At 64.5% G+C, this 21077-nt stretch carries 28 protein-coding genes and 1 pseudogene; 17 read left to right on the top strand and 12 right to left on the bottom strand.

The genetic code is table 11. The features are described from left to right. Window positions 1-90: 90 nt before the first annotated feature. A complete protein-coding gene (locus tag ACZYZ4_RS13680; RefSeq protein ID WP_463861692.1) occupies window positions 91-1128 on the top strand; it encodes a LamG domain-containing protein in 1038 nt (345 codons plus the stop codon). 90 nt (window positions 1129-1218) lie between these two features. Here ACZYZ4_RS13680 and ACZYZ4_RS13675 read toward each other — a convergent pair whose 3' ends face one another. After that, window positions 1219-1383, bottom strand: coding sequence for a hypothetical protein (locus ACZYZ4_RS13675; RefSeq protein ID WP_181577441.1), 165 nt, complete (start codon window positions 1381-1383; stop codon window positions 1219-1221). Window positions 1384-1388: 5 nt separating this feature from the next. Next, window positions 1389-2438 (bottom strand): glycosyltransferase family 2 protein, encoded by a 1050-nt coding sequence (locus tag ACZYZ4_RS13670; RefSeq protein ID WP_463861689.1) that lies wholly within the window; start codon window positions 2436-2438, stop codon window positions 1389-1391. A gap of 483 nt (window positions 2439-2921) precedes the next feature. On the opposite strand from ACZYZ4_RS13670, the gene ACZYZ4_RS13665 reads away from it, so the two are divergent. Next, the gene (locus ACZYZ4_RS13665) at window positions 2922-3395 is read left to right on the top strand and encodes a sensor histidine kinase (RefSeq protein ID WP_463861687.1); all 474 of its coding nucleotides are present in this window, start codon (window positions 2922-2924) and stop codon (window positions 3393-3395) included. Between the two features lie 82 nt (window positions 3396-3477). Here ACZYZ4_RS13665 and ACZYZ4_RS13660 read toward each other — a convergent pair. After that, window positions 3478-3755: pseudogene (locus ACZYZ4_RS13660) on the bottom strand (NADPH-dependent FMN reductase); the annotation flags it as partial. A gap of 167 nt (window positions 3756-3922) precedes the next feature. On the opposite strand from ACZYZ4_RS13660, the gene ACZYZ4_RS13655 reads away from it, so the two are divergent. Continuing rightward, entirely contained in the window at window positions 3923-4057 is a 135-nt protein-coding gene (locus ACZYZ4_RS13655) for a hypothetical protein (protein ID WP_463861685.1), read from the top strand. Window positions 4058-4236: 179 nt separating this feature from the next. Continuing rightward, window positions 4237-4437 carry an SRPBCC family protein gene (locus tag ACZYZ4_RS13650; protein ID WP_463861683.1) on the top strand — a complete coding sequence of 67 codons (201 nt, stop codon included), beginning with the start codon at window positions 4237-4239 and terminating at the stop codon, window positions 4435-4437. Window positions 4438-4572: 135 nt separating this feature from the next. On the opposite strand, the gene ACZYZ4_RS13645 is transcribed toward ACZYZ4_RS13650, so the two are convergent. Further along, the gene (locus tag ACZYZ4_RS13645; RefSeq protein WP_463861681.1) at window positions 4573-4902 is read right to left on the bottom strand and encodes a hypothetical protein; all 330 of its coding nucleotides are present in this window, start codon (window positions 4900-4902) and stop codon (window positions 4573-4575) included. A 77-nt stretch (window positions 4903-4979) separates the two neighbouring features. Further along, the gene (locus ACZYZ4_RS13640) at window positions 4980-5342 is read right to left on the bottom strand and encodes a hypothetical protein (RefSeq protein WP_463861680.1); all 363 of its coding nucleotides are present in this window, start codon (window positions 5340-5342) and stop codon (window positions 4980-4982) included. Window positions 5343-5585: 243 nt separating this feature from the next. Here ACZYZ4_RS13640 and ACZYZ4_RS13635 point away from each other — a divergent pair, with 243 nt between their 5' ends. Then, window positions 5586-5924, top strand: coding sequence for a hypothetical protein (locus tag ACZYZ4_RS13635; RefSeq protein WP_463861679.1), 339 nt, complete (start codon window positions 5586-5588; stop codon window positions 5922-5924). 217 nt (window positions 5925-6141) lie between these two features. Here ACZYZ4_RS13635 and ACZYZ4_RS13630 read toward each other — a convergent pair whose 3' ends face one another. Continuing rightward, window positions 6142-6528: a hypothetical protein gene (locus ACZYZ4_RS13630; RefSeq protein ID WP_463861677.1), complete on the bottom strand. Its 387-nt coding sequence runs from the start codon at window positions 6526-6528 to the stop codon at window positions 6142-6144. A 137-nt stretch (window positions 6529-6665) separates the two neighbouring features. On the opposite strand from ACZYZ4_RS13630, the gene ACZYZ4_RS13625 reads away from it, so the two are divergent. Further along, window positions 6666-7247 (top strand): dTMP kinase, encoded by a 582-nt coding sequence (locus ACZYZ4_RS13625; protein ID WP_463861675.1) that lies wholly within the window; start codon window positions 6666-6668, stop codon window positions 7245-7247. A 29-nt stretch (window positions 7248-7276) separates the two neighbouring features. Here the strand turns inward: ACZYZ4_RS13625 and ACZYZ4_RS13620 are convergent, their stop codons facing one another. Next, window positions 7277-7675 carry a cupin domain-containing protein gene (locus ACZYZ4_RS13620; RefSeq protein ID WP_463861673.1) on the bottom strand — a complete coding sequence of 133 codons (399 nt, stop codon included), beginning with the start codon at window positions 7673-7675 and terminating at the stop codon, window positions 7277-7279. Window positions 7676-7979: 304 nt separating this feature from the next. Here ACZYZ4_RS13620 and bcp point away from each other — a divergent pair, with 304 nt between their 5' ends. Both bcp and ACZYZ4_RS13610 read left to right on the top strand, forming a co-directional pair. Continuing rightward, window positions 7980-8459 carry a thioredoxin-dependent thiol peroxidase gene (gene bcp / locus ACZYZ4_RS13615; protein WP_463861671.1) on the top strand — a complete coding sequence of 160 codons (480 nt, stop codon included), beginning with the start codon at window positions 7980-7982 and terminating at the stop codon, window positions 8457-8459. A 40-nt stretch (window positions 8460-8499) separates the two neighbouring features. Continuing rightward, on the top strand, window positions 8500-9072 hold the full coding sequence (locus ACZYZ4_RS13610) for a GNAT family N-acetyltransferase (RefSeq protein WP_463861669.1): 573 nt from the start codon (window positions 8500-8502) through the stop codon (window positions 9070-9072). A gap of 214 nt (window positions 9073-9286) precedes the next feature. Here ACZYZ4_RS13610 and ACZYZ4_RS13605 read toward each other — a convergent pair whose 3' ends face one another. Continuing rightward, on the bottom strand, window positions 9287-9589 hold the full coding sequence (locus tag ACZYZ4_RS13605; RefSeq protein ID WP_463861668.1) for a hypothetical protein: 303 nt from the start codon (window positions 9587-9589) through the stop codon (window positions 9287-9289). 224 nt (window positions 9590-9813) lie between these two features. Here ACZYZ4_RS13605 and ACZYZ4_RS13600 point away from each other — a divergent pair, with 224 nt between their 5' ends. From ACZYZ4_RS13600 to purM, 7 genes are all read left to right on the top strand, one after another. Further along, entirely contained in the window at window positions 9814-10926 is a 1113-nt protein-coding gene (locus tag ACZYZ4_RS13600) for a PP2C family protein-serine/threonine phosphatase (RefSeq protein ID WP_463861666.1), read from the top strand. Then, the gene (locus ACZYZ4_RS13595) at window positions 10923-12893 is read left to right on the top strand and encodes a glycosyltransferase family 2 protein (protein ID WP_463861664.1); all 1971 of its coding nucleotides are present in this window, start codon (window positions 10923-10925) and stop codon (window positions 12891-12893) included. The genes ACZYZ4_RS13600 and ACZYZ4_RS13595 overlap by 4 nt, the downstream gene beginning before the upstream one ends. Then, window positions 12883-13215 (top strand): STAS domain-containing protein, encoded by a 333-nt coding sequence (locus tag ACZYZ4_RS13590; protein ID WP_104061561.1) that lies wholly within the window; start codon window positions 12883-12885, stop codon window positions 13213-13215. Before ACZYZ4_RS13595 ends, ACZYZ4_RS13590 begins: the two co-directional genes overlap by 11 nt. Then, window positions 13208-13633 (top strand): ATP-binding protein, encoded by a 426-nt coding sequence (locus tag ACZYZ4_RS13585; RefSeq protein WP_463861663.1) that lies wholly within the window; start codon window positions 13208-13210, stop codon window positions 13631-13633. The genes ACZYZ4_RS13590 and ACZYZ4_RS13585 overlap by 8 nt, the downstream gene beginning before the upstream one ends. A gap of 99 nt (window positions 13634-13732) precedes the next feature. Further along, window positions 13733-14047, top strand: coding sequence for a hypothetical protein (locus ACZYZ4_RS13580; protein ID WP_463861661.1), 315 nt, complete (start codon window positions 13733-13735; stop codon window positions 14045-14047). Window positions 14048-14132: 85 nt separating this feature from the next. Then, complete coding sequence (gene purF, locus ACZYZ4_RS13575) at window positions 14133-15821, top strand: amidophosphoribosyltransferase (protein ID WP_463861659.1); 1689 nt, start codon at window positions 14133-14135, stop codon at window positions 15819-15821. Continuing rightward, window positions 15818-16978, top strand: a complete 1161-nt coding sequence (gene purM / locus ACZYZ4_RS13570; protein WP_463861657.1) for a phosphoribosylformylglycinamidine cyclo-ligase — start codon at window positions 15818-15820, stop codon at window positions 16976-16978. Before purF ends, purM begins: the two co-directional genes overlap by 4 nt. Here purM and ACZYZ4_RS13565 read toward each other — a convergent pair. Together ACZYZ4_RS13565 and ACZYZ4_RS13560 are read right to left on the bottom strand one after the other, a co-directional pair. Continuing rightward, window positions 16975-17754: a VOC family protein gene (locus ACZYZ4_RS13565; RefSeq protein ID WP_463861655.1), complete on the bottom strand. Its 780-nt coding sequence runs from the start codon at window positions 17752-17754 to the stop codon at window positions 16975-16977. The genes purM and ACZYZ4_RS13565 overlap by 4 nt on opposite strands. Window positions 17755-17986: 232 nt before the next feature. Then, window positions 17987-18220: a DUF3073 domain-containing protein gene (locus tag ACZYZ4_RS13560; RefSeq protein ID WP_463861731.1), complete on the bottom strand. Its 234-nt coding sequence runs from the start codon at window positions 18218-18220 to the stop codon at window positions 17987-17989. 275 nt (window positions 18221-18495) lie between these two features. Here ACZYZ4_RS13560 and ACZYZ4_RS13555 point away from each other — a divergent pair, with 275 nt between their 5' ends. After that, on the top strand, window positions 18496-19137 hold the full coding sequence (locus ACZYZ4_RS13555) for a septum formation family protein (RefSeq protein WP_463861653.1): 642 nt from the start codon (window positions 18496-18498) through the stop codon (window positions 19135-19137). On the opposite strand, the gene ACZYZ4_RS13550 is transcribed toward ACZYZ4_RS13555, so the two are convergent. Beyond that, window positions 19134-19271 (bottom strand): hypothetical protein, encoded by a 138-nt coding sequence (locus ACZYZ4_RS13550; protein ID WP_463861651.1) that lies wholly within the window; start codon window positions 19269-19271, stop codon window positions 19134-19136. The two genes, ACZYZ4_RS13555 and ACZYZ4_RS13550, sit on opposite strands and share 4 nt — an antisense overlap. Before the next feature lie 278 nt (window positions 19272-19549). Between ACZYZ4_RS13550 and ACZYZ4_RS13545 the strand changes: the two genes are divergently transcribed. Then, the gene (locus ACZYZ4_RS13545) at window positions 19550-20005 is read left to right on the top strand and encodes a GNAT family N-acetyltransferase (RefSeq protein ID WP_463861649.1); all 456 of its coding nucleotides are present in this window, start codon (window positions 19550-19552) and stop codon (window positions 20003-20005) included. A 63-nt stretch (window positions 20006-20068) separates the two neighbouring features. On the opposite strand, the gene ACZYZ4_RS13540 is transcribed toward ACZYZ4_RS13545, so the two are convergent. Then, the gene (locus ACZYZ4_RS13540; RefSeq protein ID WP_463861647.1) at window positions 20069-20530 is read right to left on the bottom strand and encodes a P-loop nucleotide/nucleoside kinase family protein; all 462 of its coding nucleotides are present in this window, start codon (window positions 20528-20530) and stop codon (window positions 20069-20071) included. Between the last annotated feature and the right edge of the window lie 547 nt (window positions 20531-21077).

The following is a 21077-nucleotide window of genomic DNA, read 5'->3' as shown; positions in this document are numbered from 1 at the left end:
ATGGGGCGCAAAGCTGCTCGCTGGGGAGCAAGACGCAAGGGGCGTTGCATGGCTTCTTTTCGGTTACCTGTCTCACATTCCATCCGTCCGATGAGAGCCCTGGCCATGGTGGCGGCCGCGGGCCTGGCCATGCTGGGGTGCATCCCGTCCGCCCAGGCCGCCGAAACCACGCCGCCGGACCCCGGCCCGGCCGGGAACTTCGCGTGGAAGGGCTTCAACTGGGAAAAGCGTTTTTGGGGCGGGGCGCCGCAGTACAACAGGCTGTTTGACGCCGCCAACGTCAGCAACCCCGACGCAAACGGCTACGTCACCCTGAACCTCACCAACCCCACGGGTGGGGCACCGGTGGGCGCGGAATTCCAGTCCACCCGCCAGGGGTTCGGCTACGGAACCTACAGCACCACCGTGGAGAAGAACCTCAGCGTGCTGCAGAAAGAAGTGGTCTGGGGCTGCCTGTTCACCTACGACCCCCTGGCCGAGCCCGGCTACAACGAAATCGACCTTTGCGAGGCATCAGCCTGGGGCGGCGGAGCAGCCTACGGCGAATCGTGGCCCGTCAGCCAGGGCCACGGGTACTGGTTCGACGCCACCAAGCCTCCCGGCCAGGGCAACAACACCGTAGTTTTCGATGTCACCGCCAGCCCCATCACCACGCACCGGATGGTGTGGGAACCGGGCAAGCTGACATTCGAAACATTCGCCGGCCAGGGCTTCACCGGCACCCTCCTGAAGCGCACGGTCCTGCAGGGAACCACAGTTCCGGTGCCGGCGAAGGAGCAGGTCCATTTCAACCTGTGGGTCACCGGCGGCGGAGGCGGGGATCCCGCCCACGTGAAGCCGGAATCGGTGGTGGTCCGCGACTTCTCCTTCGTCCCCACCGCCCCGCCGCCCCCACCGGCGTCGGCCATTAAACTGTCCGCCACCACCACCAAGGCCGCGGGCGTGAACACCACCACGCTGAAATGGACCGGCGCCACGGGCTCCGACGTGACGCTGTGGATCAACGGGGTCCAGAAGACCGTGCCCAACAACGGGAGCTACGTGAACAAGTTCAAGGGCGGCAACACCACCACTTACAAGGTGTGCGACACCGGCGGCTGCTCCAGCGTCCTCCGCGTGGTCACCTGACGCCTTTCCGCCCAGACATAAGGGCAGGGCGTCCGGATCACCGGGCGCCCTGCAGTCTTGTGCTCTGATCAGCTCTTGCGGCGGAACAGCCTAGGATTTGTCGCCGCGGACGGGGACGATCCGCTTGATGGCCAGGCCTAGCGCGAGGAGCGCGAAGGCGGCAAGGGCCAGCCAGAACAGGTCGCCGGCACCGGTCATAGCGAGGGTTCCGGAGCCAATTCCTGCCGCGGCAGGAGCTGCTGGGTTGTCATACATGGTTGTTACCAGGCTTTCTTCTTGTTGAGGGCTGCGTCCAGGTACGCCCTGGCATGGACCACCTGCAGGAACAGGTCGATCACCAGTTCGTACATGGTGGCGGCGGCGAGCATGTATTTCCATCCCCGCAGCCGCACCGTGACCACACGTTCGATCACGAAGACACCGGTCACGGCCAGCCAGAACGGCTGAATGTTCAGCCCGGCCCCCGTGCCCAGTGCAATCGCCACCGTACTGAAGTAGCCCAGCGTCACCAGGATGCCCAGCATTGCCAGGATCTGCCGTCCCCAGTAGGGCCATGTGACCCGGGTCCAGCCGTACTGCACGCAGTTCTCCACCGCTCCGCGCTTCCACCGGAGCCGCTGAGCCCCCAGATCGCGCCAGGACGGCATCACCTCGGTCACCAAGGTGCAGTCCGCAGGCGATTTGATGCGATAACACAGCGTGAGCAGGGCAAACGACAGCTCGTTGTCCTCGGTCAGGACGGACGTGTCATAGACCCCGCCGCGGCCATTCCCCGGCGGCAGTGACCCGTCCAGCCGGGCCGCGATCACATCGCGCAGTGTCCGGGCGCGGAACAGGGCTGCGGTTCCGGTGACCACCAGGCATTTGCCCTTGAGCCGTTTTACGTCGCGGGCATACCGCGCGTATTCATTCCGCTGCAGGTGCCCCACGAAGCCCCCGCCGTGACCGCCACGGAAAACACCGCCGACGGCGCCGAGCCGGGAATCGCGCTGCAGATGGGCAACGGCCCGCTCGACAAAGTCACGGGACAGCTGAGAATCCGCATCTTGGATGAGGATCATGTCCTCGGGTTCGGCATAGGGAAGGAGACGGCCAAGCACGAAGTTCAGGGCGCCAGCCTTCTTATCGGAATTACCCTCGGTGCGGAGGACCTCTGCGCCCTCCGTGAGGGCAATTTCCTCGGTGGCATCCGTGCAATTGTCCGCCACAACAATCACCCTGTCCGGAAGGCGGCTCTGCAGTTTCAGCGATTTCAGGGTTTCGCGGATGCCCACAGCCTCATTGTGCGCCGGAATAAGTACCGTGATCACAGGGATCCGGGCCCGGAAAGGGCGCCGGCGGAAGCCGGGAAATTCCGTTCGAAAGCGCAGACAGTTATATATAGTTTTGACGCAACGCGCATTTGGTAAATTGTCCCCACGGGAAAAGTCGTCGAATTTCTTATTTCCCATGACTTTTCCAGTGCCAGCTCAATCCATCAGCAGAGAACCAACAACGAAGGCGCAAACTCTGGTAAAGAAGAACTCAACACAGCCCGGTTTGGCGCGGGTGGTACTGAGAAGCCGCAGGTCGCACTGAGCTGCCGCCCGCCGTCGCACGCGCAAACTTCGCTGGCGCACTTGCCCGCCTGATTAACGAAGATCTGGCCCGGCAGAGACGCTGACACGGGCAAAACGACACGGAATCTTCCGGAAAATTTGAGCCTATCTTGAGGCATCTTTTCGGATCCCCTGCAGTTGGGGGTCCACTGTGGATATATCACCACAAAAGACGGCGGGGAAGCAGGAAGATTCATGGGGAACGAATCAGCTCTGGAAGAAGTCGTCGCGGTGGGAGGAGTGATCACTGATCACCACCCGCTCGACTTTCACAGCTTGGGGCTGGCCGGTTGCATTGACCGGCTTACCGGGCCTCTCCGTCAGCAAGGAACGGCAGTCCGCTGGGATACTCCGCACTGGGGCATCGAGATCCCGGCGGACTGCGCGTCCCTCCTCTACCAGTCGGCGCGCGAAGCGCTGAGCAACGCCTTCAAGTACTCCGACGCCGGCGAGCTCACCGTCCAGTTATCCGCGGTTGGCCACGGCATCCGTCTTGTGGTGTCCGACGACGGCACGGGCTTTGACAGCCAGCTCGCCTTCAGCGGCCGGCACCACGGGTACGGGCTGCGCCTGATGTCCGTGGCCGTGCACGAGGCCGGCGGCACGGTCGTCGTCTGTTCGAAGCCAGGGCAGGGCACCACCGTGACGGTAACCCTTCCCTTGGACTAACGCCCTTACCGCGGCAGATCTACCGCGGTGGGCCTCGCGGGACAGCTTTTCCGGGTCCGGCTCAAGGTCACCGGTGTGGCCCGGGGGCGTCCAGGAAGCTCACCACACTGCGCATGGAGGACTGCATCACGGCCGTGCCCAGTCGATAACGTTCTTGAGGGCTCCCGGAATGGAGCGGTTGTATTCGGGGGACACAAACAGGATGCCGGCCGAGGCCTCGATCGCTTCCTTGAGGGCGCGGCCTGCCGGCGGAAATTCGGCCTTGGCGAGTGTGCGATTGATGGAGCCGGTGGCCAGGCTCCCCACGAAGTATCCGATTTCTGCGTTGCCATGAGATTGTTCCTTCCCAACAGCCGGCAGAACCGGCTGGCCATAGAGCTTTACAGGATGAAGCGGGCTTAGTGCGTCCCCAGTCCAGCACAGAGCACGTGCCACGGCCATGGGTCCTTAGGGGTTGTTGACAGTCTGCTTTGAGAGGCGCTGAATGATGATTGAGGCACATTCCACACACCACGGGAGCGGTTGACATGAAGGAAAAGCCAGTAGCGGCACAGCGCATCCACAGCGAGGCTCCGGCCGAAGGGGACGAGACGGCGGATCCAACCGACATCCGCGTGCACTCGCAGGAACCCGCCGAGGGCGCCGACACCGACGAAGACTAGCCAGTTTGTCATCAGCCCGTTCCAGTCGAAGGAGACGCCATGAGCCGCAAAATGGAGAAGCGGATTGTGGTCGATGTACCGCTCAGCACGGCCTGCAACCAGTGGACCCAGTTCTAAGATTTCCCCCAGTTCATGGGTGGCGTGGAGAGCGTGACCCAGCTCAGGGACGACCGCCTGAAGTGGGTGGCCCACATCGCCGGGTCCGGCGGGAATGGGAAGCCAGGATCGTGGAGCAGATCCCGGACCGCAGGATTGAGTGGGCGTCCACCGAAGGCGCCACTAACTCCGGCGCCGTGGATTCTCCGACGCCGGCGGCAACAAAACCCCAGCTGTCCCTCACCCTGGAGTACCAGCCGGAGGGCAACCTGGGCGACCGTTAACGAACCGAGCCGCACCTAAGGCGCCACCCGCCGTCGTACGCGGCATCAGCTGCCCTGCCCCGCACAAGCGGCCCTGCCCCGCACCGTTTATGCGGGGCAGCACCGTCCTTACCTGTGGTGCCTTACGTAGGCGGCCTAATTGCGGGCCGGCACCAACACCACTTCATGGGGACTGGCGGGCTGTTGGAACTGCGCATTCACGGCAGCCAGTGTGTTCCCGAACCTCGCAATGGTGGTGGGAACATCGAAGTACTTGCTGGTGATGACTTCCTTGACCTCGCCGGAGGACAGATCGCCGGAGAGCCTGATGCGGCTGATCTGGTTCAAGAAGTTCTGCACAGCCCAGACCGTCCGGCCGCGGACCAGGATGCCGTCAACGTTCTCCACCTCCACGCCCGCGATAACCGCGCTGTCGCCAGTCTCAGGATCAACGGTGTAGAGGGCCTTGTTGTTCGAGTGAGCCACGATCAGGACACGGCCGTTTTCGGCGGCTGCGATGCCGTTGAGGTTGAAGGGACCAGTCAGCTCAGAAGCGGGCCCGCTCAGTCGTTGATGAAACCAGGAGCGAGCGTGAAATCCTCAACGGGCTCGCCCGATTCGGTGTTGTACACGAAGGCCTTGCCGGTGCCGCCGCCCGCTACAAACAGCAGATTGTTGCGGGTATCGGCCTTCATACCGACGGCGGCCCTGGGCTGCGAATCAAAGTCCGATGCGTCGATGAACAACCGAGCCTTTCCTTCACGGATGTCGCCGCGGTAAATGTCTCCGAGTGCCAGGTCGCCGGCGTAGAAGGTGGTTCCCCTACCGGCCGTGATCCCCTCGGCGGACGTGGCGCCCTCGAGCACAATGACTGAGTCTGCCGGCGGCGAAGCGGACGCCGGGAGGACAGGTGCCAACAGCCCCATGAGTGCAATGAACCCAATGGCGGCACGGCACTGTACTTTCCTTGAATTTGGGTGATCCGCACGGACCAACCTGCGGCAGGCCCGCACGATTATCCTGCCGGTCTATGCACCGTGAGAACCGGCCCGCCAGAGTCCGGAGCCCCCTCCTTGCGCGGTCACACTCCGCCCTCCTGAGCCCCCGGATCGGCAAGCTGCCGCGGTCTCTGCTTACAATCGAAACCTCAATCAACTACTGAGGGACCCATGAAGAAACTCGCCACCGCCCTGATCGCCGCCGGCCTCGTGCTTTCCGCTTCGGCATGCACAACTCCCACCAAACTTTCCACCACCGAAACCTGCGACCGCGTCAAGGCTGTCCTGTCGAACCCCGCGAACAACGTGGGTAAGACCGGCCTGGTGCGTCTCGCCAACCAGATCCGGCCCATCGAAGCTGTGGCATCGGATGACCTCAAGCCTGCGCTCGGGTCCATCATCAAGTTCACCGATGAGTCCGCCAAGGAAGCCCCGGACGAGGCCAAGCTCACCGGGCTGGAGGCTGAGTACCAGGAAGCCGGCGCCGCCTTCACGAAGTTCTGCAGCTAAGGCGCCTCTTGCGTTAACGTTCGACGGCGGCCGTTTGGCCGCCGTCGTCGGCTTATCCTTGGCTCGTGGATCTCTTTCGGTCACTGCTCTCGTTCGGCCTTGGCCGGACTCCTAGCGCTGGTTCCGGGCATCGACACGGCGCTGGTGCTCCGTTCCTCCCTCGCCAGGACCCGCGGTTTCGCCCTCACCACGGCCTTTGGCATCTCCTGTGCCGGCCCTAGTTCAGGGACAGAATCAGGTAGAGGGCTGTCAGGATAACCACTGTGGGTGTCATGACCCGGCGTTCCGGCTTGCTGCGGGAGATTCCATTCAGCACGATGCCCACCGCGAAATAGGCCGTCAACACCCAACAGAAGACGTCCGTGAAGCTCTGGTTCGCCAGCGGAGCCGCCATGCCAGCGTTGGCCAGCGCAACATAAGCGAAGAGGACATAAAGGATGATCGAGATGGTGCTGCCGATCCGCAGCTTGGCCGGCAGGACGATGTGCTGGCCGCCCCACGCGAACCTTCCCAGCCGTGCTCCCGCAACCAGGGCTGCCTGAAAAACGGCGAGCGCGGCCAAAAGTACGCACACGGTAATCGCGGCAAGCTGGGCTAACTGCATCGAAGATCCCCATTCCCCTGGTGTCGCTGCCGGCCCTTTGCATGCGCCGTCCGGACGTCAGTTTAGTGTGACCTCCGCCTCATGATGGGACGATCACGCGCTCCCTTCCGTTAAAAACATTGGCGAAAGGAGGCCATGTGCTCATTGTCTTAACCGGAATCGACGGATCAGGAAAATCCACAGCCGCCCACGCCTTGGTAGATGCGGCCCAGGCTGACGGCCAAAACGCCCTGCTGCTCAGCAACCACGCCGGCCGGCGGAGCATGTCCGTGCTGGCTGAACGGTGGGGCATCCGCTGGCCGCGGCGCCTTGCCGACGCCGTGGAGACCACCCTCCGCGTGGCCAACGTGCTTGTGTCCCATGCCCGGGCCAGCCGTTTCAACGGACTGGTGGTGATGGACCGGCACCTCCACTGCCAGCTGGCCCTGCGTACCGCCAAAGGTCTGCCGCGCGGCCGCCTGCTCCCCTGGCTGATTTCGTCCCTGCCGGAACCTGACGCAGTGGTGCACCTGGACGTTGAGCCTGGATTGGCACACGAGCGCATCGTGGCCCGCGGCACCGATTCGGAGACGCTGGCTGACCTGATGGACCTGCGCGACGCCTACCGCTCCATGCCCGAATACCCGGGCTTCGTCCAGCTCGAAGCGGACTCCCCGCCGGCCGAGGTTGTGGCCAGGCTCAAGCGGATCATGCGCGCGGAGACCGCCGTCGCCCTTTAGGCCCGGCTCCTGAGTAGATCAGCTCCCGCTCAAATCAGCGCGTGCAGTCCCCTGCTCCGCGGCCGGCCGAAGGACGCCGCCCCCAGGAATTCAATGGCGACGAACGGCTCGGACCCAACCACCCACTCATCATGCCCGGGAGGCAGCGCATAGGTGTCATGGGCATGGATGGTGGACCTCACGCCGTCGGACGTTTGAATCTCCAGGCTGCCGGAGACACAGTAGCCGAGGTGGTTGTGCTCGCAGAAGTCCGTCAGTTCCATGGGCTTGGCGGACTCGGACCAGCGCCAGCCGGGAGCGAGGATAAGGCGGGCCACGGAGTAGTCATCGACCGTGACGAGATCGAACTCGGCCTTATCCGGACACCGCTTTTTATCCGGAACATCAAAGGATTTAACGGCCAGAGCTCTGATGAAATTTGCGGTCATGGGGACACAGCCTAGGGATCATTTTCGGCGGGCGCTTGGGGCTGGGACCAAGCGGTTGTGAGTGGATGCCGGCAGGCGGCGACGAAGTGCGGAGACCAACAAGGTGCATCTCTAACGGTATCCATACGGCGCCTCAAGTCAATGGACCGCCCGGACCTTCGCGGAACTGGACAATGTCCCCTGTAGACGTCCCGGCCCTGGACCAGCCGGAATACTTCAAATGACGCCGGAGTTGTTGTTCAAAGTGGAAAGCCGATTCACTGGTTTCCTGCCTTTTGCCATCAGAGTCTCCCAAAGGAATGCCATGAGCCCCCAACTGACCATCAAACTTCAGCCAGGTACCCAGGCCCCCGATTTCACGCTGCAGGACGCCGAGGGCAAGGAAACCTCCCTGGCCGACTACCGCGGAAAGAACGTCATCGTGTACTTCTACCCGGCGGCGGCAACCCCCGGCTGCACCACAGAGGCCTGCGATTTCCGCGACAGCCTCTCATCCCTGCAAGGCTCCCACTACGAAGTCCTGGGCATCTCCCCCGACGCCCCGGAGAAGCTGGCCGATTTCACCGGCGACTTTAACCTGACTTTCCCGCTGCTCTCCGACGAGGACCACGCAGTAGCCCTCGCCTACGGCGCATGGGGCGAAAAGCTGGTCAACGGCGAGATCGTCGAAGGCCTCGTCCGCTCCACCGTGGTGGTGGACCCCGACGGCAACGTGGCGCTTGCGCAGTACCAGGTCAAGGCGCAGGGCCACGTCGCTGCTCTCAGGGAGTCCTTGGGGGTCTAGTCTGGCTGGGCACAGGTAGCCCACCAATCGGGAGTCAGGCATGGCGATCGAAGTCCGTCCGGGAACGCTGTTCGAGGACGTCAAAACGCTGGTTGGCCCTAAGCGGCCCGATGCCAACGTCTGCTGGTGCCTGAGCTACCGCATTCCGTCCAAACAGAACCTTGAGCTGCGCGGGACGGCCCGCGGCGACCTGGTGAAGGAACTGGTGGCGCAGGATCCTCCACCAGGGGTTCTGGCGTACGACGGCGACGAGGTAGTTGGGTGGGCGGCTGTCCACCCGCGCGCCGACACCAGCTTTGCCCGCAACCGCAGGATCCCGCACGTGGATGACCTGGACGTTTGGTGTGTGTGGTGCATTCGGGTCAGGCCCGGTTACCGCGGCAAAGGCATCTCCCATCACCTGCTCAAAGGTGCCGTGGAGCTGGCCCGCAGCTACGGTGCGCCCGCGGTTGAGGGCTACCCGGTGGATAACGGCGGCAGGAAAGTGGATCTCACCATGGCCTACGTGGGCACGCGCAAGCTCTTCGAGAAGGCCGGGTTCGTCAAGGCCGCTGATACGGATTCGGTGCTCAACGGATTCCCGCGCGTCCTGATGCGCCTGGACCTGCGCTGACGCGGGACCAGCAGGCGGAGCCTGCGCTCAGTCAGGGCTTCTTCCGCCAGTGTTTGGGCCAGTCTTTGTCCATCAGCCATAAGACCAGCAGCAGCGTGTCCATGGTCAAGAGCCCAGCTAAGAGGTAAGCCCACCCTGTGTACCAATGCACGGCAATCTCCTGACCTGGTATCCCCCAGCCACTTGATTGTCCTCCAGTGTGGCACGGAACGGGTCAGCAGGGAACGGCTTTTGCGAGCGACGCCAGGCGGCCGTGAAGTTCCGTCTCGCGGTTGAGGAGGCGGGTCAGCTGTTCGACTTTTTCCGAGAGCTCGACGCCGACGGCCAGCCGGTCCCCCGGCCAGCTCGAGGCCTCCCAGGACTCACCCAGGGCTTGGGCCAGCGAGCGGGACAGTGAGCGGAGTTTCCAGGAATGGCTCAGGTAGTGAAAGGTGCTTCGCGGGCGGCGGCCCTGCTTCAAGCGCCGCCACGAGCGTGCCAGCCTGCCCGGCAGCCTGACGGATTCCGTTGGTTCCATAACTCCTGCACCGTCCTCCGGCAATCCGCATGTTCCTTCATAGCTGGTCCTTCGAGTCTGGCCAAGGAGCCTCAAGGTCCCATCAAGGGCAGGCAAGTATTCCGGCAATACCGGGCCACGCCATGGCCGCCCGCCCCGGAATGCCCGGTGCTGCACCGACTGTCAACCTTCTTTGTCAGGTCTATGAAATGCTTCACGGGGCCTAATACGGTAGAAGTAGAGTCATGCCTTTCATGCCCGAACCGCGCCGTGCCGTTGTAATTGAGGACGATCCGGACATCCGTGGCCTCCTTGTCCGGATCCTGGTCAAGCAGGGTTTTGAGGTCACCCAGGCCGAGGCCGGCCTGCCCGGAGTGGAGGAGGTCCGCCGCGCCAAGCCGGATCTCATCACACTGGACCTGAACCTCCCGGACGTGGACGGGCTGGAAGTCTGCAAACTCCTGCGTGAATTCTCCGATGCCTTCATCGTGATGCTCACAGCCCGCGCCGACGAACTGGACAAGCTCACGGGTCTGGACAACGGCGCCGATGACTACATCAGCAAGCCGTTCAGTCCCCGCGAACTCCAATCCAGGATCAACGCCCTGTTCCGCCGCTGGCAGCCGTCCGCCGCGGACACAGCCGTGGCGAGCGAGGTGGAACGCGCCACCGAGGTCCAGCAGAGCCTGCTGCCCCAGGAGGACGTCCGGGTAGACGGGTACGATGTCGCCGGCGTCTTCCGCCCCTCCCGCAGCGTGGGCGGTGACTTCTACGACTGGTACCGCACGCCAGAGGGCCTACACCTGACGTTCGCCGATGCCATGGGCAAGGGCATGGGGGCCGCCCTCATCGCGGCCACCGTCCGGGCCGTGATGCGGTCCACGGGACAACGCCAAGACCTGGACGCCGCCTTCGCCTCCGCCAGCGCCACCATCGCGGCGGATCTGAATTCCTCCAGCTCGTTTGTCACCCTCTTCCACGCCCGCCTGGACGCCGCCTCCGGCGTCGTCAGCTATGTCGACGCCGGCCATGGACTTGCGCTGCACGTCACCGCAGAAGGGTCGGCGCACCGTCTTCCCAGCGGCGGGCCCCCTGTGGGCGCCTGGGCCGGGTCCGCCTGGCCCCAGTCCGCCGTCAGTCTCTCCCCGGGCGACTCCCTGGTGGTGGCCAGCGACGGCGTGCTGGACGTCTTCGACTCGGTGGAGCAGTTCACCAAGGCAGTGCTCGCCGCCGCCCGCGGCCAGCTTTCCGCGCAGTCCGCCAGCGACGCCATCATGGCCCTGGCGCCGGCCGAAACCGCTGAGGATGACGTCACCGTCGTGGTGGTCCGCCGTCTGCCTGAGCCAGCCGCTGCATGACGCGCTTCTGGACCCGCCTGGTGGTGGTCCTGACCGTCATCTTCGGCCTGAACTACGTGGCCTGGCGCTGGGCGGTATCGCTGAACTGGGATGCCTGGTGGATCGCAGTGCCACTGGTGGTGGCTGAGACCTACAGCCTGATCGACGTGATGCTGTTCGGGATGACCGTGTGGCAGCTCAAGATCCGTAAGGGAGCCCCCGCGCCGCCCCACGATGCCACCGTTGACGTCTTCATCACCACGTACAACGAAGACCTGGACATGGTCATGGCCACTGCCCTGGCGGCCCAGAAGATCCGGCACCCGCACAGTACCTGGATTCTCGACGACGGCGCCCGCCCCGAGCTGAAGGCCCTCGCCGAAGGGCACGGGCTGGGTTATGTGACGCGCAGCGAGGACTGGACCGCCAAGGTGCCGCGCCATGCCAAGGCCGGCAACCTGAACAACGCCCTGATGGTCACGCACGGCGAATTCCTGCTGATCCTGGACGCGGACCAGATCCCCGAGCCGGACATCCTGGAAAAGACCCTGGGCTATTTCAACAACCGCCGGGTGGCCCTGGTCCAGACGCCGCAGTACTTCAGCAACGTGCCCGCCCACGATCCACTCGGCAGCCAGGCGCCCCTGTTCTACGGGCCCATCCAGCAGGGCAAGGACGGCTGGAACGCGGCGTTCTTCTGCGGCTCCAACGCCATCCTGCGCCGCGAAGCCCTGATGCAGCTGGGCCTGGTGGGCTACGTCAAGGAGACCGAAAAGAGCATCCGCCGCGCCCTCACGGCCTCCCGCTCCGCCATCCGCCAGGCACGCAAATCCGCGGACATAAACACCCCGCTCGTGGCCGAAGTGCTCGACGCGGTAGAGGCCGCCACGCTGGAAGCACAGGCACAGCTGGCGGCCGGCCAGCCCCTGAGCGAGATCACGTACCGGGTCCGCCGCCGCGTGGACGCCGCCGTGCAGACGCTGGTCCAGGCTGACATGTCCGCCCTGCAGGCCGACCTCGAAGAGATCGCCGCCATGGAACTCGCCCATGTGGGTGACGCCGGCGTCCCGGTGATGGCCGATGACGCCGTCCACCGTATGTCGGCCCGCGACTGGTCGCCGCTGGGCGCACTGGAATCCGTGCAGGCTGTCCTGGATTCCCTGAACGTGGAGCGGAACGATGAAGCCCAGCCGGTGATGCCGCTGGCCACCATTTCGGTCACCGAGGACATGGCCACGGCAATGCGAATGCACGCCATGGGCTGGGAAAGTGTCTACCACCACGAGATCCTGGCCTATGGCCTGGCGCCCGAGGACCTCAAGACCATGCTCACCCAGCGCCTCCGCTGGGCGCAGGGGACCATGCAAGTGCTGCTCCGCGAGAACCCGCTGGCCCAGAAGGGCCTGAAGATCGGCCAGCGGCTGATGTACTTCGCCACCATGTGGACGTATCTCAGCGGGTACGCCGCCGTCATCTACTTCGCGGCCCCGATCATTTATCTGCTGCTGGGCGTCCTGCCCGTCGCCAGCCTCAGCTGGGACTTTTTCATCCGGTTCATCCCGTTTATGGTCGCCAACCAGCTGCTGTTCGCCGTGGCAGGCAGGGGAATCCCCACCTGGCGCGGCCAGCAGTACAGCCTGGCGCTGTTCCCCACCTGGATCAAGGCGTGCTCGACGGCGGCCCGGAACGTCTGGTTCGGCCGCCCCCTCGGGTTCGCCGTCACCCCGAAGACCCGCCAAAGCGGCGGCCCCGGCTGGAGCCTCATCCGCCCCCAGATCGTGGTGAGCGTGCTGCTGGCGGTGGCCGCCGTCGTCGGGATTATCCGCCTGACCGCGGGACTGGCCGAGCCGCTTGGCACGCTGGTGAACGTGGGCTGGGTTATTTTTGACTTGGTGGTCATGAGCATCCTGGTCCGGGCTGTTTTGTACAAGGGCTACGAACCCGTTGGGGACGTCGAGGCTGGAGAGAGGAAACCGGATGGAGTTTAGTTATGAGGTCAAGGATTCGTACGCGGAGGTCAAGGCGGACGGGAGGCTGAACATGGTGTCCGCACCCAAGCTCCGCGAATTCGTCACCGATGTGATCGCCGGCGGGTCCTCCCGGATCGTGGTGAACCTGGAGAACACGGCGTTTATGGATTCCTCCGGACTTGGCGCGCTGATCGGCTGCCTCAAAGCCGCCCGTCAGGCCGGCGGGGACCTTCGCATCGCAGCGGTCCAGCCGCAGGTGAAGATGGTGCTGGAGCTGACCAGCATGGACCGGGTGTTGACTTCCTATGCCTCCGCCGACGAGGCGTTCCGCAATGACTGAGGCCCTTGCGTCCCGTAGCTTCCGGGGGTTGGCCGCCGAAGACGCCATCGAATCCGTCCATAACGACCTCGACAGCCTGTGGCTGGATGCGCCGTTCGTCCAGGACATGGACCAGATGACCTTTACGACGGCGGTGATCGAGTCCGCGTCCAACATCGTCCAGCACGCGCAACCGGCCAAGGCGCAGAAACCGGTGGAACTGGGAGTGGACATCAGCGTCCAGCCCACGCTCCTGCAGGCCCGGGTCAGCGCGTTCTTCGCCAATCCCCCGTTCGGCCCCCTGGAACCGGGAACCCCGGACGACGATTCGGAGTCCGGACGCGGCCTGGCGCTCATCGAGGCGCTGGTCACCACCGTGACCTTCGAACGGCAGGACGGCACCAACACCTGGATCCTGTCCCGGACGTCACAGCCCTGACCCCGCCCAACCCGGATGCCTTATCACGTACGGCTCCCCTTCGGCTGTTTGGCAGCCGTACGTGATAGGGCAACGGCAATGATGAGTAGGCTAGAGGGCATGGCTTTTGAAGAAACCCCCGCTGAGCGCCGCGAGGTCACCGTCCGCCGGGCACCGAAATATGTGCCGTTCCTCATCCTCGGCGCCCTGGTGGGCGCAGCGGTGGCTGCCGCCGTCGCGTACGGTCTCCCCGGTGACGAATCCTTCGAGCGCGGCTCGGTGTTCGGCTTCTTCCTGGTTATGTTCGGCGCCGGCGGCGCGGTGTTGGGCGCCGTGGTGGCCCTGCTGCTGGACCGGCGGAGCGTCAAACGCCAGAAACGCGCCATCGTCGAAGCGGTCCCGGATTCCGAGCCCGACGACGGCACCCAGCCGTAGGCACAAACACAGGCGCCCGGCCTGCGGTCCAGTCACAATGGCCGCGGCGGAAAAGTCTTACCGCATCTCGTGAGATAATCGACCAGTGGCACGCGGCGATGGAAAACTTTCTCATGATCTTCTCCCTGGCGAAAAGGGACCTCAGGACGCTTGTGGCGTTTTCGGGGTCTGGGCGCCAGGTGAAGAAGTAGCAAAACTTACCTATTACGGGCTGTATGCATTGCAGCACCGCGGTCAGGAGTCGGCTGGTATAGCTACCAGTGACGGCAAGCGGATCAACGTCTACAAGGACATGGGCCTCGTTTCCCAGGTCTTCGACGAGACCACGCTGAACACCCTGACCGGGCACCTGGCGGTGGGACACTGCCGCTACTCCACCACCGGAGCCAGTCACTGGGCCAACGCCCAGCCCACCCTCGGCGCCACCAGCACCGGCACGGTTGCCCTCGCGCACAACGGCAACCTGACCAACACGGCCGAGCTCAACGCCATGATCATGGAACGCAACGGCGGCCAGCTCAGCGGCGAAATGAAGCAGGGCAACACCTCGGACACCGCCCTGGTCACGGCACTGCTCGAAGGCGAGGAGGGCAAGACCCTCGAACAGACCGCCATGGAGCTGCTGCCGAAGATCAAGGGCGGCTTCTGCTTCGTGTTTATGGACGAAGGCACCCTCTACGCAGCACGCGATACCTACGGCATCCGCCCGCTGGTCCTGGGCCGGCTGGAACGCGGCTGGGTAGTTGCGTCGGAGCAGTCCGCCCTGGCCACTGTGGGAGCCAGCTTCATCCGTGAAATCGAGCAAGGCGAATTCATCGCCATCGACGAGGACGGCGTGCGTTCCAAGCGCTTCGCGGAGGCGACGCCGGCTGGCTGCGTTTTCGAGTATGTCTACCTCGCCCGTCCGGACGCCGCCATCGCGGGTCGCTCCGTGTACGAGTCCCGTGTTGAGATGGGCCGCCAGCTGGCCCGCGAAAACACCCAGGACGCGGACATCGTCATCCCGGTTCCGGAGTCCGGCACCCCGGCCGCCGTGGGCTACGCCGAGGAATCAGGCATTCCCTTTGCGCACGGCTTCGTCAAGAACTCCTACGTGGGCCGCACGTTTATCCAGCCCTCACAGACCCTGCGCCAGCTGGGCATCCGGCTCAAGCTGAACGCCCTCGAGTCCGTGATCCGCGGCAAGCGCGTGGTGGTGGTGGATGACTCGATCGTCCGCGGTAACACCCAGCGCGCCATCGTCCGGATGCTCCGCGAGGCCGGCGCCGCGTCCGTCCACATCAAGATCTCCTCCCCGCCGGTCAAATGGCCATGCTTCTACGGCATCGACTTCGCTTCCCGCGCGGAACTGATCGCCAACGGCGCCACCATCGAGGAAATCTCCCAGGCCATCGGCGCCGATTCCCTCGCGTACGTCTCCGAAGACGGCATGATCAAGGCCACCAAGCAGCCGCGCGAGCGCCTCTGCACCGCCTGCTTCACCGGCACGTACCCCATCGAGCTCCCGGGCGCGGACAAACTGGGCAAGAACCTCCTGGAGCGCACCGACCTCGGCGGCCTCACGCCGTCGCGCTCTGCCCTCCCGGGTGCAACGGCCGCGCTGACTGTGTCCTCCTTCGATGATAGTGAAGATCCGGCGGAGAAGGCCGGCGCCACCGGCTGCGACCCCGGACCGGACGCCGAGTTCGAGAACCTGCTCACCGAAGAAGACCACGTGCCCGCGATCCACCACGAAGCCACCACCCCCGGCGCTGACAAGAAAGAGTCCGTATGACTTCCGCAACCCCCGCCGCCGGCAATAGCCCACTGAGCCCCGCAGGCATCACCTACGCCTCCGCCGGTGTTGACGTTGAAGCCGGCGACCGCGCCGTGGAGCTGATGAAGGGCGCCGTGAAGGCCACCCACAATTCCTCCGTCATCGGCGGCGTGGGCGGCTTCGCCGGCCTGTACGACGTCTCGCGTCTGCTGACCTTCAAGCGCCCGCTGCTGGCCACGTCCACCGACGGCGTGGGCACCAAGGTTGCCATCGCCCAGGCCATGGACATCCACGACACCATCGGCTTTGACCTGGTGGGTATGGTGGTTGACGACATCGTAGTGGTGGGCGCCGAGCCCCTCTTTATGACCGATTACATTGCCTGCGGCAAGGTTGTTCCGGAGCGCATCGCGGACATCGTCCGTGGCATCGCCGCCGCCTGCTCCGTCGCCGGCACCGCCCTGGTGGGCGGCGAAACCGCCGAGCACCCCGGCCTGCTGGGCGAGCACGAATACGATGTTGCCGGTGCTGCCACCGGTGTTGTCGAGGCTTCCGACCTGCTGGGCCCGGACCGCGTCCGCGCTGGCGACGTTGTGATTGGCATGGCCTCCTCCGGCCTGCACTCCAACGGCTACTCCCTGGTCCGCCGCGTCATCAACCACGCCAGCTGGGCACTGGACCGCCAGGTCTCCGAACTCGGCCGCACGTTGGGCGAGGAACTGCTGGAGCCCACCCGCGTCTACGCTGCGGACTGCCTGGACCTGGCCCGCGCCTTCCCGGTGAATAGCGCCAACGCCGTGCACGGCTTCAGCCATGTCACCGGCGGCGGCCTGGCCGCCAACCTGGCCCGCGTGCTGCCGCAGGGCCTCGTGGCAACCGTGGACCGCGCCACCTGGGAGCTTCCGGCCATCTTCAAGCTAGTCTCCGAGCTGGGCAACGTGCCGCTGGCCGACCTGGAGCGCACGCTGAACCTCGGCGTGGGCATGGTGGCCATCGTATCCGCCGAAGCTGCCGACGCCGCCGTGGCCCGCCTCAACGACCGCGGCGTGCCGTCCTGGATCATGGGCACCGTCACCGCGGACTCGGATTCCATCCTCAAGATTGGTCCGGACTACGTCCAGGGCGCCAAGGGCGTCGACGGCGGCGCCGTCCGTTTGGTCAACGCCTACGCCTAAACCTCCAGCAGGCTGAACACACCGCCCTGCGGGTCCTTGAGGGTGGCTGTGGCGCCGGGCGTCTCATCGTCAGCAGCCTCGGGCGCGATCAGCACTTCCGCCCCCGCCGCCACGGCCTTCCGCACAGCATCGGCCACGTCGGTGACGCCGAAGTAGATCTGCCACCGGGCAGGCGCTTCGGCCGCGACTATTCCGGCCACCTCCGCGCCGTTCACCATCAGCGTGCTGTACGTCCCGCCGTCGTCCTGGGGATACTCGGTCACCTCGTGGCCGAACAGCTGCTGGAAGAACCCGACGGCGGCCCGCGGCTCGGGCGTCAGCAGCTCCGTCCAGGACAGCGCACCGGCCTCGTTGTACCGGCCGGAGCCTGTGTGCGTCCCGGGCTGCCACACGCCGGTGGTCCCGCCGCCGGGAGGATCCACAAACGCCATCACGCCGGTGTCCGCCACTTCCTCAGGGCCGAACTGCACTGCGCCTCCCGCGTGGGGAACTTCCTCGGCCAGCGCACCGGCGTCCTCCGCGGCGAAGTAGATGTTCCATTGGGCGTGCGTGCCGAGTGATTCCTGGTGCGGGTTCTGCGGCGCCACCACGGCCACCAGATCCTCCCCGACGAACGCCTGGGCGTAGCTGCGGCCATCGGGCGTGGGCAGGTCCTTGAAGGTCCACCCGAACACCGCTGCGTAGAAGGACTTGGCTGCTGCCACGTCACGGGTCTGGACGTCAGCCCAGCACGGTTCACCGTGACGGTAGGTGGGGGATGAGGAGTTTCCTGGCATGGGAGGTCCTTTCGCGGGCAGCACAGCGCATCAACGCCTCCAGTCAACACCAAAAAGCCCGCCGCCGGCACCGGGTTCCGGCGCAGGCAACGGGCCTGATAACTGAGGCCAGCACCGCGGGTCCGCTGGGATCCGGGGTGCTGAAGAGAAGTGCTGTACTAACGAACAACTGCGGCGTCCGTACTGCAGCGTCGCGGGCCGGGCACCTTGCGGCGGAACCGGCGTGCCACAACTAGCCGATCCGACGGGTGTCTACCTCGTCGTCGTCTTCTTCCAAATCGTCCGCGTACTTATCCACATAAGCCGAATAGTCCGGTTCAACCGGGTCATTCGCGAAATGGCTCGTGGCACGACCTTCCGGACCTTTGAGCTCGCGCTGAAGGGCCGAATAGTCAGTGTTCGGGGAATAGTACTTAATATCCCGAGCCTGCTTGGTAGCTTTTGCCTTTTGACGGCCGCGCCCCATGGCGTGACCCCCTTTTGTACTCGGACCGGAGGTGGTCACCTTGGCTATCGGTGAGGCCCCGGAATGTTTGGTCAATTTGTCGTAACACCTAGATTACATGCTTTCCGCGCCCGATGCTCCCCGGCCCGTGCGCGCGGACGCCATGTCGGGTACCCTTACCGCCGCGATGCGCGGGGGTTCCCGGCTTTTTTGTTGGATAGAGTCTCTACATCAGCTGCCGGTCCGAGTGCACGGGGCGTGCAGCATCCCGAGGCGAAACCCAGGAGGGTATCCGGATGGACAACCAGGAATTTCGCCCCACCCCGCCCAAACCCGCCGCTCCGCCCAGCGCGGGGTTGCCGCAGGCGGCTGTCCCGGCGCCTTCAATGGAGCGCCCGGCCCGGAAGCCCCGGCGGGTCGTACCAAAGCTCCTGAAGGCCCTCTTCGTGGTGGTTCTGCTCGGCGTGGTGGGAGGCCTGGTGTGGCTCGCCACGTGGCTGGATTCCGGGGCACCAGAGACATCCGACGACGGCGGCTCGGGGATCGTGGAAACCTCGCCCACTCCGCTGCCCACCCCGCTCCCGCTCCCCCGCGAGGGGGTGGAGCCAGCGGACTACCGGCTAGGCGACTGCTTCAAGGACTTTGACGCCGCGGCCTTGCGGTCAACAGTGGTGGCCTGCGATACCGGCCACTCGGCCCAGCTCGTCGCCGTCTTCCGCTACCCCGCCGTCGGCTCATATCCGGGCCGGGAGGCTCTCGCAGCCAAGGCCCTGGAGGCCTGCCAGGCGGCCAAGCTGGCGCCGGCAGCCGACGAGTACACGCTGAACTTCCAGCGGGCCTACCCCAGCGGCACCAGTTGGGAATCGGGCGACCGGCGCGTGGACTGCTACGTCACAGCCGACGGCGGAAACGTCATCAACGCCAGCGTGCTGCCCTAAAGACCGCACAAAACACGCTGGCCCGGATCGGTTTTCGGCATCAAAGACCGGGTAATTGGAGTACTCGCAAGCAGGATGGCGGCGATGTAGATGATGCCAACCCACAACATCATGATCACGGCGTAACCCATCATGTCCTTGAGCTTTAGCTCAACGAGCTATGGCTACAAGATCTCCAAGGCGGCGCAGAACATGCTGACGATCGCGCTGGCTCAGGACCTTTAGTGGCATGTCCGTTGCTGGGCAGTGCACCCGAGCAAACTGGCCACCGACATGGGGCAGGCTGACGCGTCCAAGGATCCGCGAACCGCCGCTGCGCAGCTGAGAGAACTCGTCGACTCGGATGACCCTACCTCGCCCCGGTTCTGTTCGCTCGGGGAACAGGATCTCCCGTGGTAGCTAAAGTAGGCGGATGCTCATCATTCGCCAGGCAACCACCGCTGATACGCCCGGTCTCATCCGTCTGCGGGCCGCATGGGTTGCAGAGCAAGTAGGGGAATCGACCGAGGATCCGGACTTCGAGAGTGGCTATCGAGCCTGGCAGGAAAATAACGCGCGCACCATGTTCGTCGCAGATCTGGACGGCACGCTTTTCGGAATGCTGAATCTCATGGTCTTTGAGCGGATGCCTAAACCCGGCAAGAAGTCGACATGCTGGGTGTATCTCGGGAACGCATTCGTCGCTGCCGAATATCGCAACCGTGGAGTGGGAGGCCAGCTCTTGGAGGCGGCGATTCAGTTCTCACAGAGCATCAAGGCAGCCCGGATCGTCCTCTCCCCTTCAGGCGAATCACAGACCTTCTATGCCAGGTACGGCTTTGCTCCTGCCGAGGAACTGCTGGTCAAACGCTTCGGGTACGGGAGTTAGAACGCGTTGCCGGTGTAGATATCTGATGCCGAACCTGACCACATCAACGCTATCGTTGGGCCACTATGAGATGACAGTGAGTGGACCTTCCTCTGCTGTGGGGACTTCGAAGTGGTCGAAATATTCGGCAGCCAGTTCAGCGCTCAACCGGAAATCGTCCGCGTGGCCCGCCATGCGGGCACGGACGCGGGCCAGGGCGACCTCGCGGGTCGTGGCCAGGTAGATGGTCTCGGGCTCAACACCCAGCGGCCTTAGTAGGAGACGGTAATCCTCCCTCATGCTCTTAGACCAGAAGGAAAAGTCGAGAACAACATCTGCACCTGACATGACCAGATCCAGGAGGCGGGCCTGAAGCGCCGCCGCGATCTGCCGCCGGACGCCCTCCTCCACGGGCATGATACGGAGTCCCATCTGCCACGCCATTTCGTCAAAGGACAGCCGGACCATACCCTCGGTCGCCAAGCGACGAGCAATAGCGGATTTGCCGGAGCCCGCCGGCCCGCACATGAAGATGACTCGACTCATACTCACGATCGTACGCAGGGCACTGTCGCACCGATGGGGATCTTCACCGGCCACGGTGATGCCTCAGCTCTCCAGCGGCTCCGGCCGAGTCAGTCCAGGGAAGGTTTCGAAGCGGGTCTCGAATTCCTGGCGGGGTTCCGCTGCCAGAAGGCCATTGGCCCGTAGCTGAACGCCAGCGTATTCATCTGCCACTGAGATCCTTCGGCCCGGCGGAGCCGTTCCGCAAAAGTGCCCTTAGTGTCCTTAGAAAGATCCTGGAACCTGAATGCCGGCGACAATGAAGATCGCCCGTAGGATCCACCACCCCCGGTGGCGGCGCGACTTGAACTGTGACATTTTCTAGCCCCCCCCATACTGTCGTTGCCACGACATTACAGGGGCATGAACGGTCCGTCGGACCAACGGCCCCCCGCCTATAAGCGAACCCGCGTCTCCCGCGCTTAGGCTGATGAGATGCGTGTGGAACCTGCTCCGGTAGACCACCCAGTCAGCGACGACGGACGAGCGGCTACGTACTGCGTTCGCCTGTGGACTCCTCCGCAGTCGA

The sequence above is a fragment of the Pseudarthrobacter adonitolis genome (assembly GCF_055412845.1).
The sequence above is the reverse complement of the archived record's forward strand: the minus strand, read 5'-3'. Positions and strand labels throughout refer to the sequence as shown.

Coding starts and splice junctions, on each gene's coding strand:
- ACZYZ4_RS13680 (WP_463861692.1), top strand. CDS start 91: ATGAGAGCCCTGGCCATGGTGGCGGCCGCGGGCCTGGCCATGCTGGGG.
- ACZYZ4_RS13675 (WP_181577441.1), bottom strand. CDS start 1,383: ATGTATGACAACCCAGCAGCTCCTGCCGCGGCAGGAATTGGCTCCGGA.
- ACZYZ4_RS13665 (WP_463861687.1), top strand. CDS start 2,922: ATGGGGAACGAATCAGCTCTGGAAGAAGTCGTCGCGGTGGGAGGAGTG.
- ACZYZ4_RS13655 (WP_463861685.1), top strand. CDS start 3,923: ATGAAGGAAAAGCCAGTAGCGGCACAGCGCATCCACAGCGAGGCTCCG.
- ACZYZ4_RS13640 (WP_463861680.1), bottom strand. CDS start 5,342: ATGGGGCTGTTGGCACCTGTCCTCCCGGCGTCCGCTTCGCCGCCGGCA.
- ACZYZ4_RS13635 (WP_463861679.1), top strand. CDS start 5,586: ATGAAGAAACTCGCCACCGCCCTGATCGCCGCCGGCCTCGTGCTTTCC.
- ACZYZ4_RS13630 (WP_463861677.1), bottom strand. CDS start 6,528: ATGCAGTTAGCCCAGCTTGCCGCGATTACCGTGTGCGTACTTTTGGCC.
- ACZYZ4_RS13620 (WP_463861673.1), bottom strand. CDS start 7,675: ATGACCGCAAATTTCATCAGAGCTCTGGCCGTTAAATCCTTTGATGTT.
- bcp (WP_463861671.1), top strand. CDS start 7,980: ATGAGCCCCCAACTGACCATCAAACTTCAGCCAGGTACCCAGGCCCCC.
- ACZYZ4_RS13610 (WP_463861669.1), top strand. CDS start 8,500: ATGGCGATCGAAGTCCGTCCGGGAACGCTGTTCGAGGACGTCAAAACG.
- ACZYZ4_RS13605 (WP_463861668.1), bottom strand. CDS start 9,589: ATGGAACCAACGGAATCCGTCAGGCTGCCGGGCAGGCTGGCACGCTCG.
- ACZYZ4_RS13600 (WP_463861666.1), top strand. CDS start 9,814: ATGCCTTTCATGCCCGAACCGCGCCGTGCCGTTGTAATTGAGGACGAT.
- ACZYZ4_RS13595 (WP_463861664.1), top strand. CDS start 10,923: ATGACGCGCTTCTGGACCCGCCTGGTGGTGGTCCTGACCGTCATCTTC.
- ACZYZ4_RS13590 (WP_104061561.1), top strand. CDS start 12,883: ATGGAGTTTAGTTATGAGGTCAAGGATTCGTACGCGGAGGTCAAGGCG.
- ACZYZ4_RS13585 (WP_463861663.1), top strand. CDS start 13,208: ATGACTGAGGCCCTTGCGTCCCGTAGCTTCCGGGGGTTGGCCGCCGAA.
- ACZYZ4_RS13580 (WP_463861661.1), top strand. CDS start 13,733: ATGGCTTTTGAAGAAACCCCCGCTGAGCGCCGCGAGGTCACCGTCCGC.
- purM (WP_463861657.1), top strand. CDS start 15,818: ATGACTTCCGCAACCCCCGCCGCCGGCAATAGCCCACTGAGCCCCGCA.
- ACZYZ4_RS13565 (WP_463861655.1), bottom strand. CDS start 17,754: ATGCCAGGAAACTCCTCATCCCCCACCTACCGTCACGGTGAACCGTGC.
- ACZYZ4_RS13560 (WP_463861731.1), bottom strand. CDS start 18,220: ATGGGGCGCGGCCGTCAAAAGGCAAAAGCTACCAAGCAGGCTCGGGAT.
- ACZYZ4_RS13555 (WP_463861653.1), top strand. CDS start 18,496: ATGGACAACCAGGAATTTCGCCCCACCCCGCCCAAACCCGCCGCTCCG.
- ACZYZ4_RS13550 (WP_463861651.1), bottom strand. CDS start 19,271: ATGATGGGTTACGCCGTGATCATGATGTTGTGGGTTGGCATCATCTAC.
- ACZYZ4_RS13545 (WP_463861649.1), top strand. CDS start 19,550: ATGCTCATCATTCGCCAGGCAACCACCGCTGATACGCCCGGTCTCATC.
- ACZYZ4_RS13540 (WP_463861647.1), bottom strand. CDS start 20,530: ATGAGTCGAGTCATCTTCATGTGCGGGCCGGCGGGCTCCGGCAAATCC.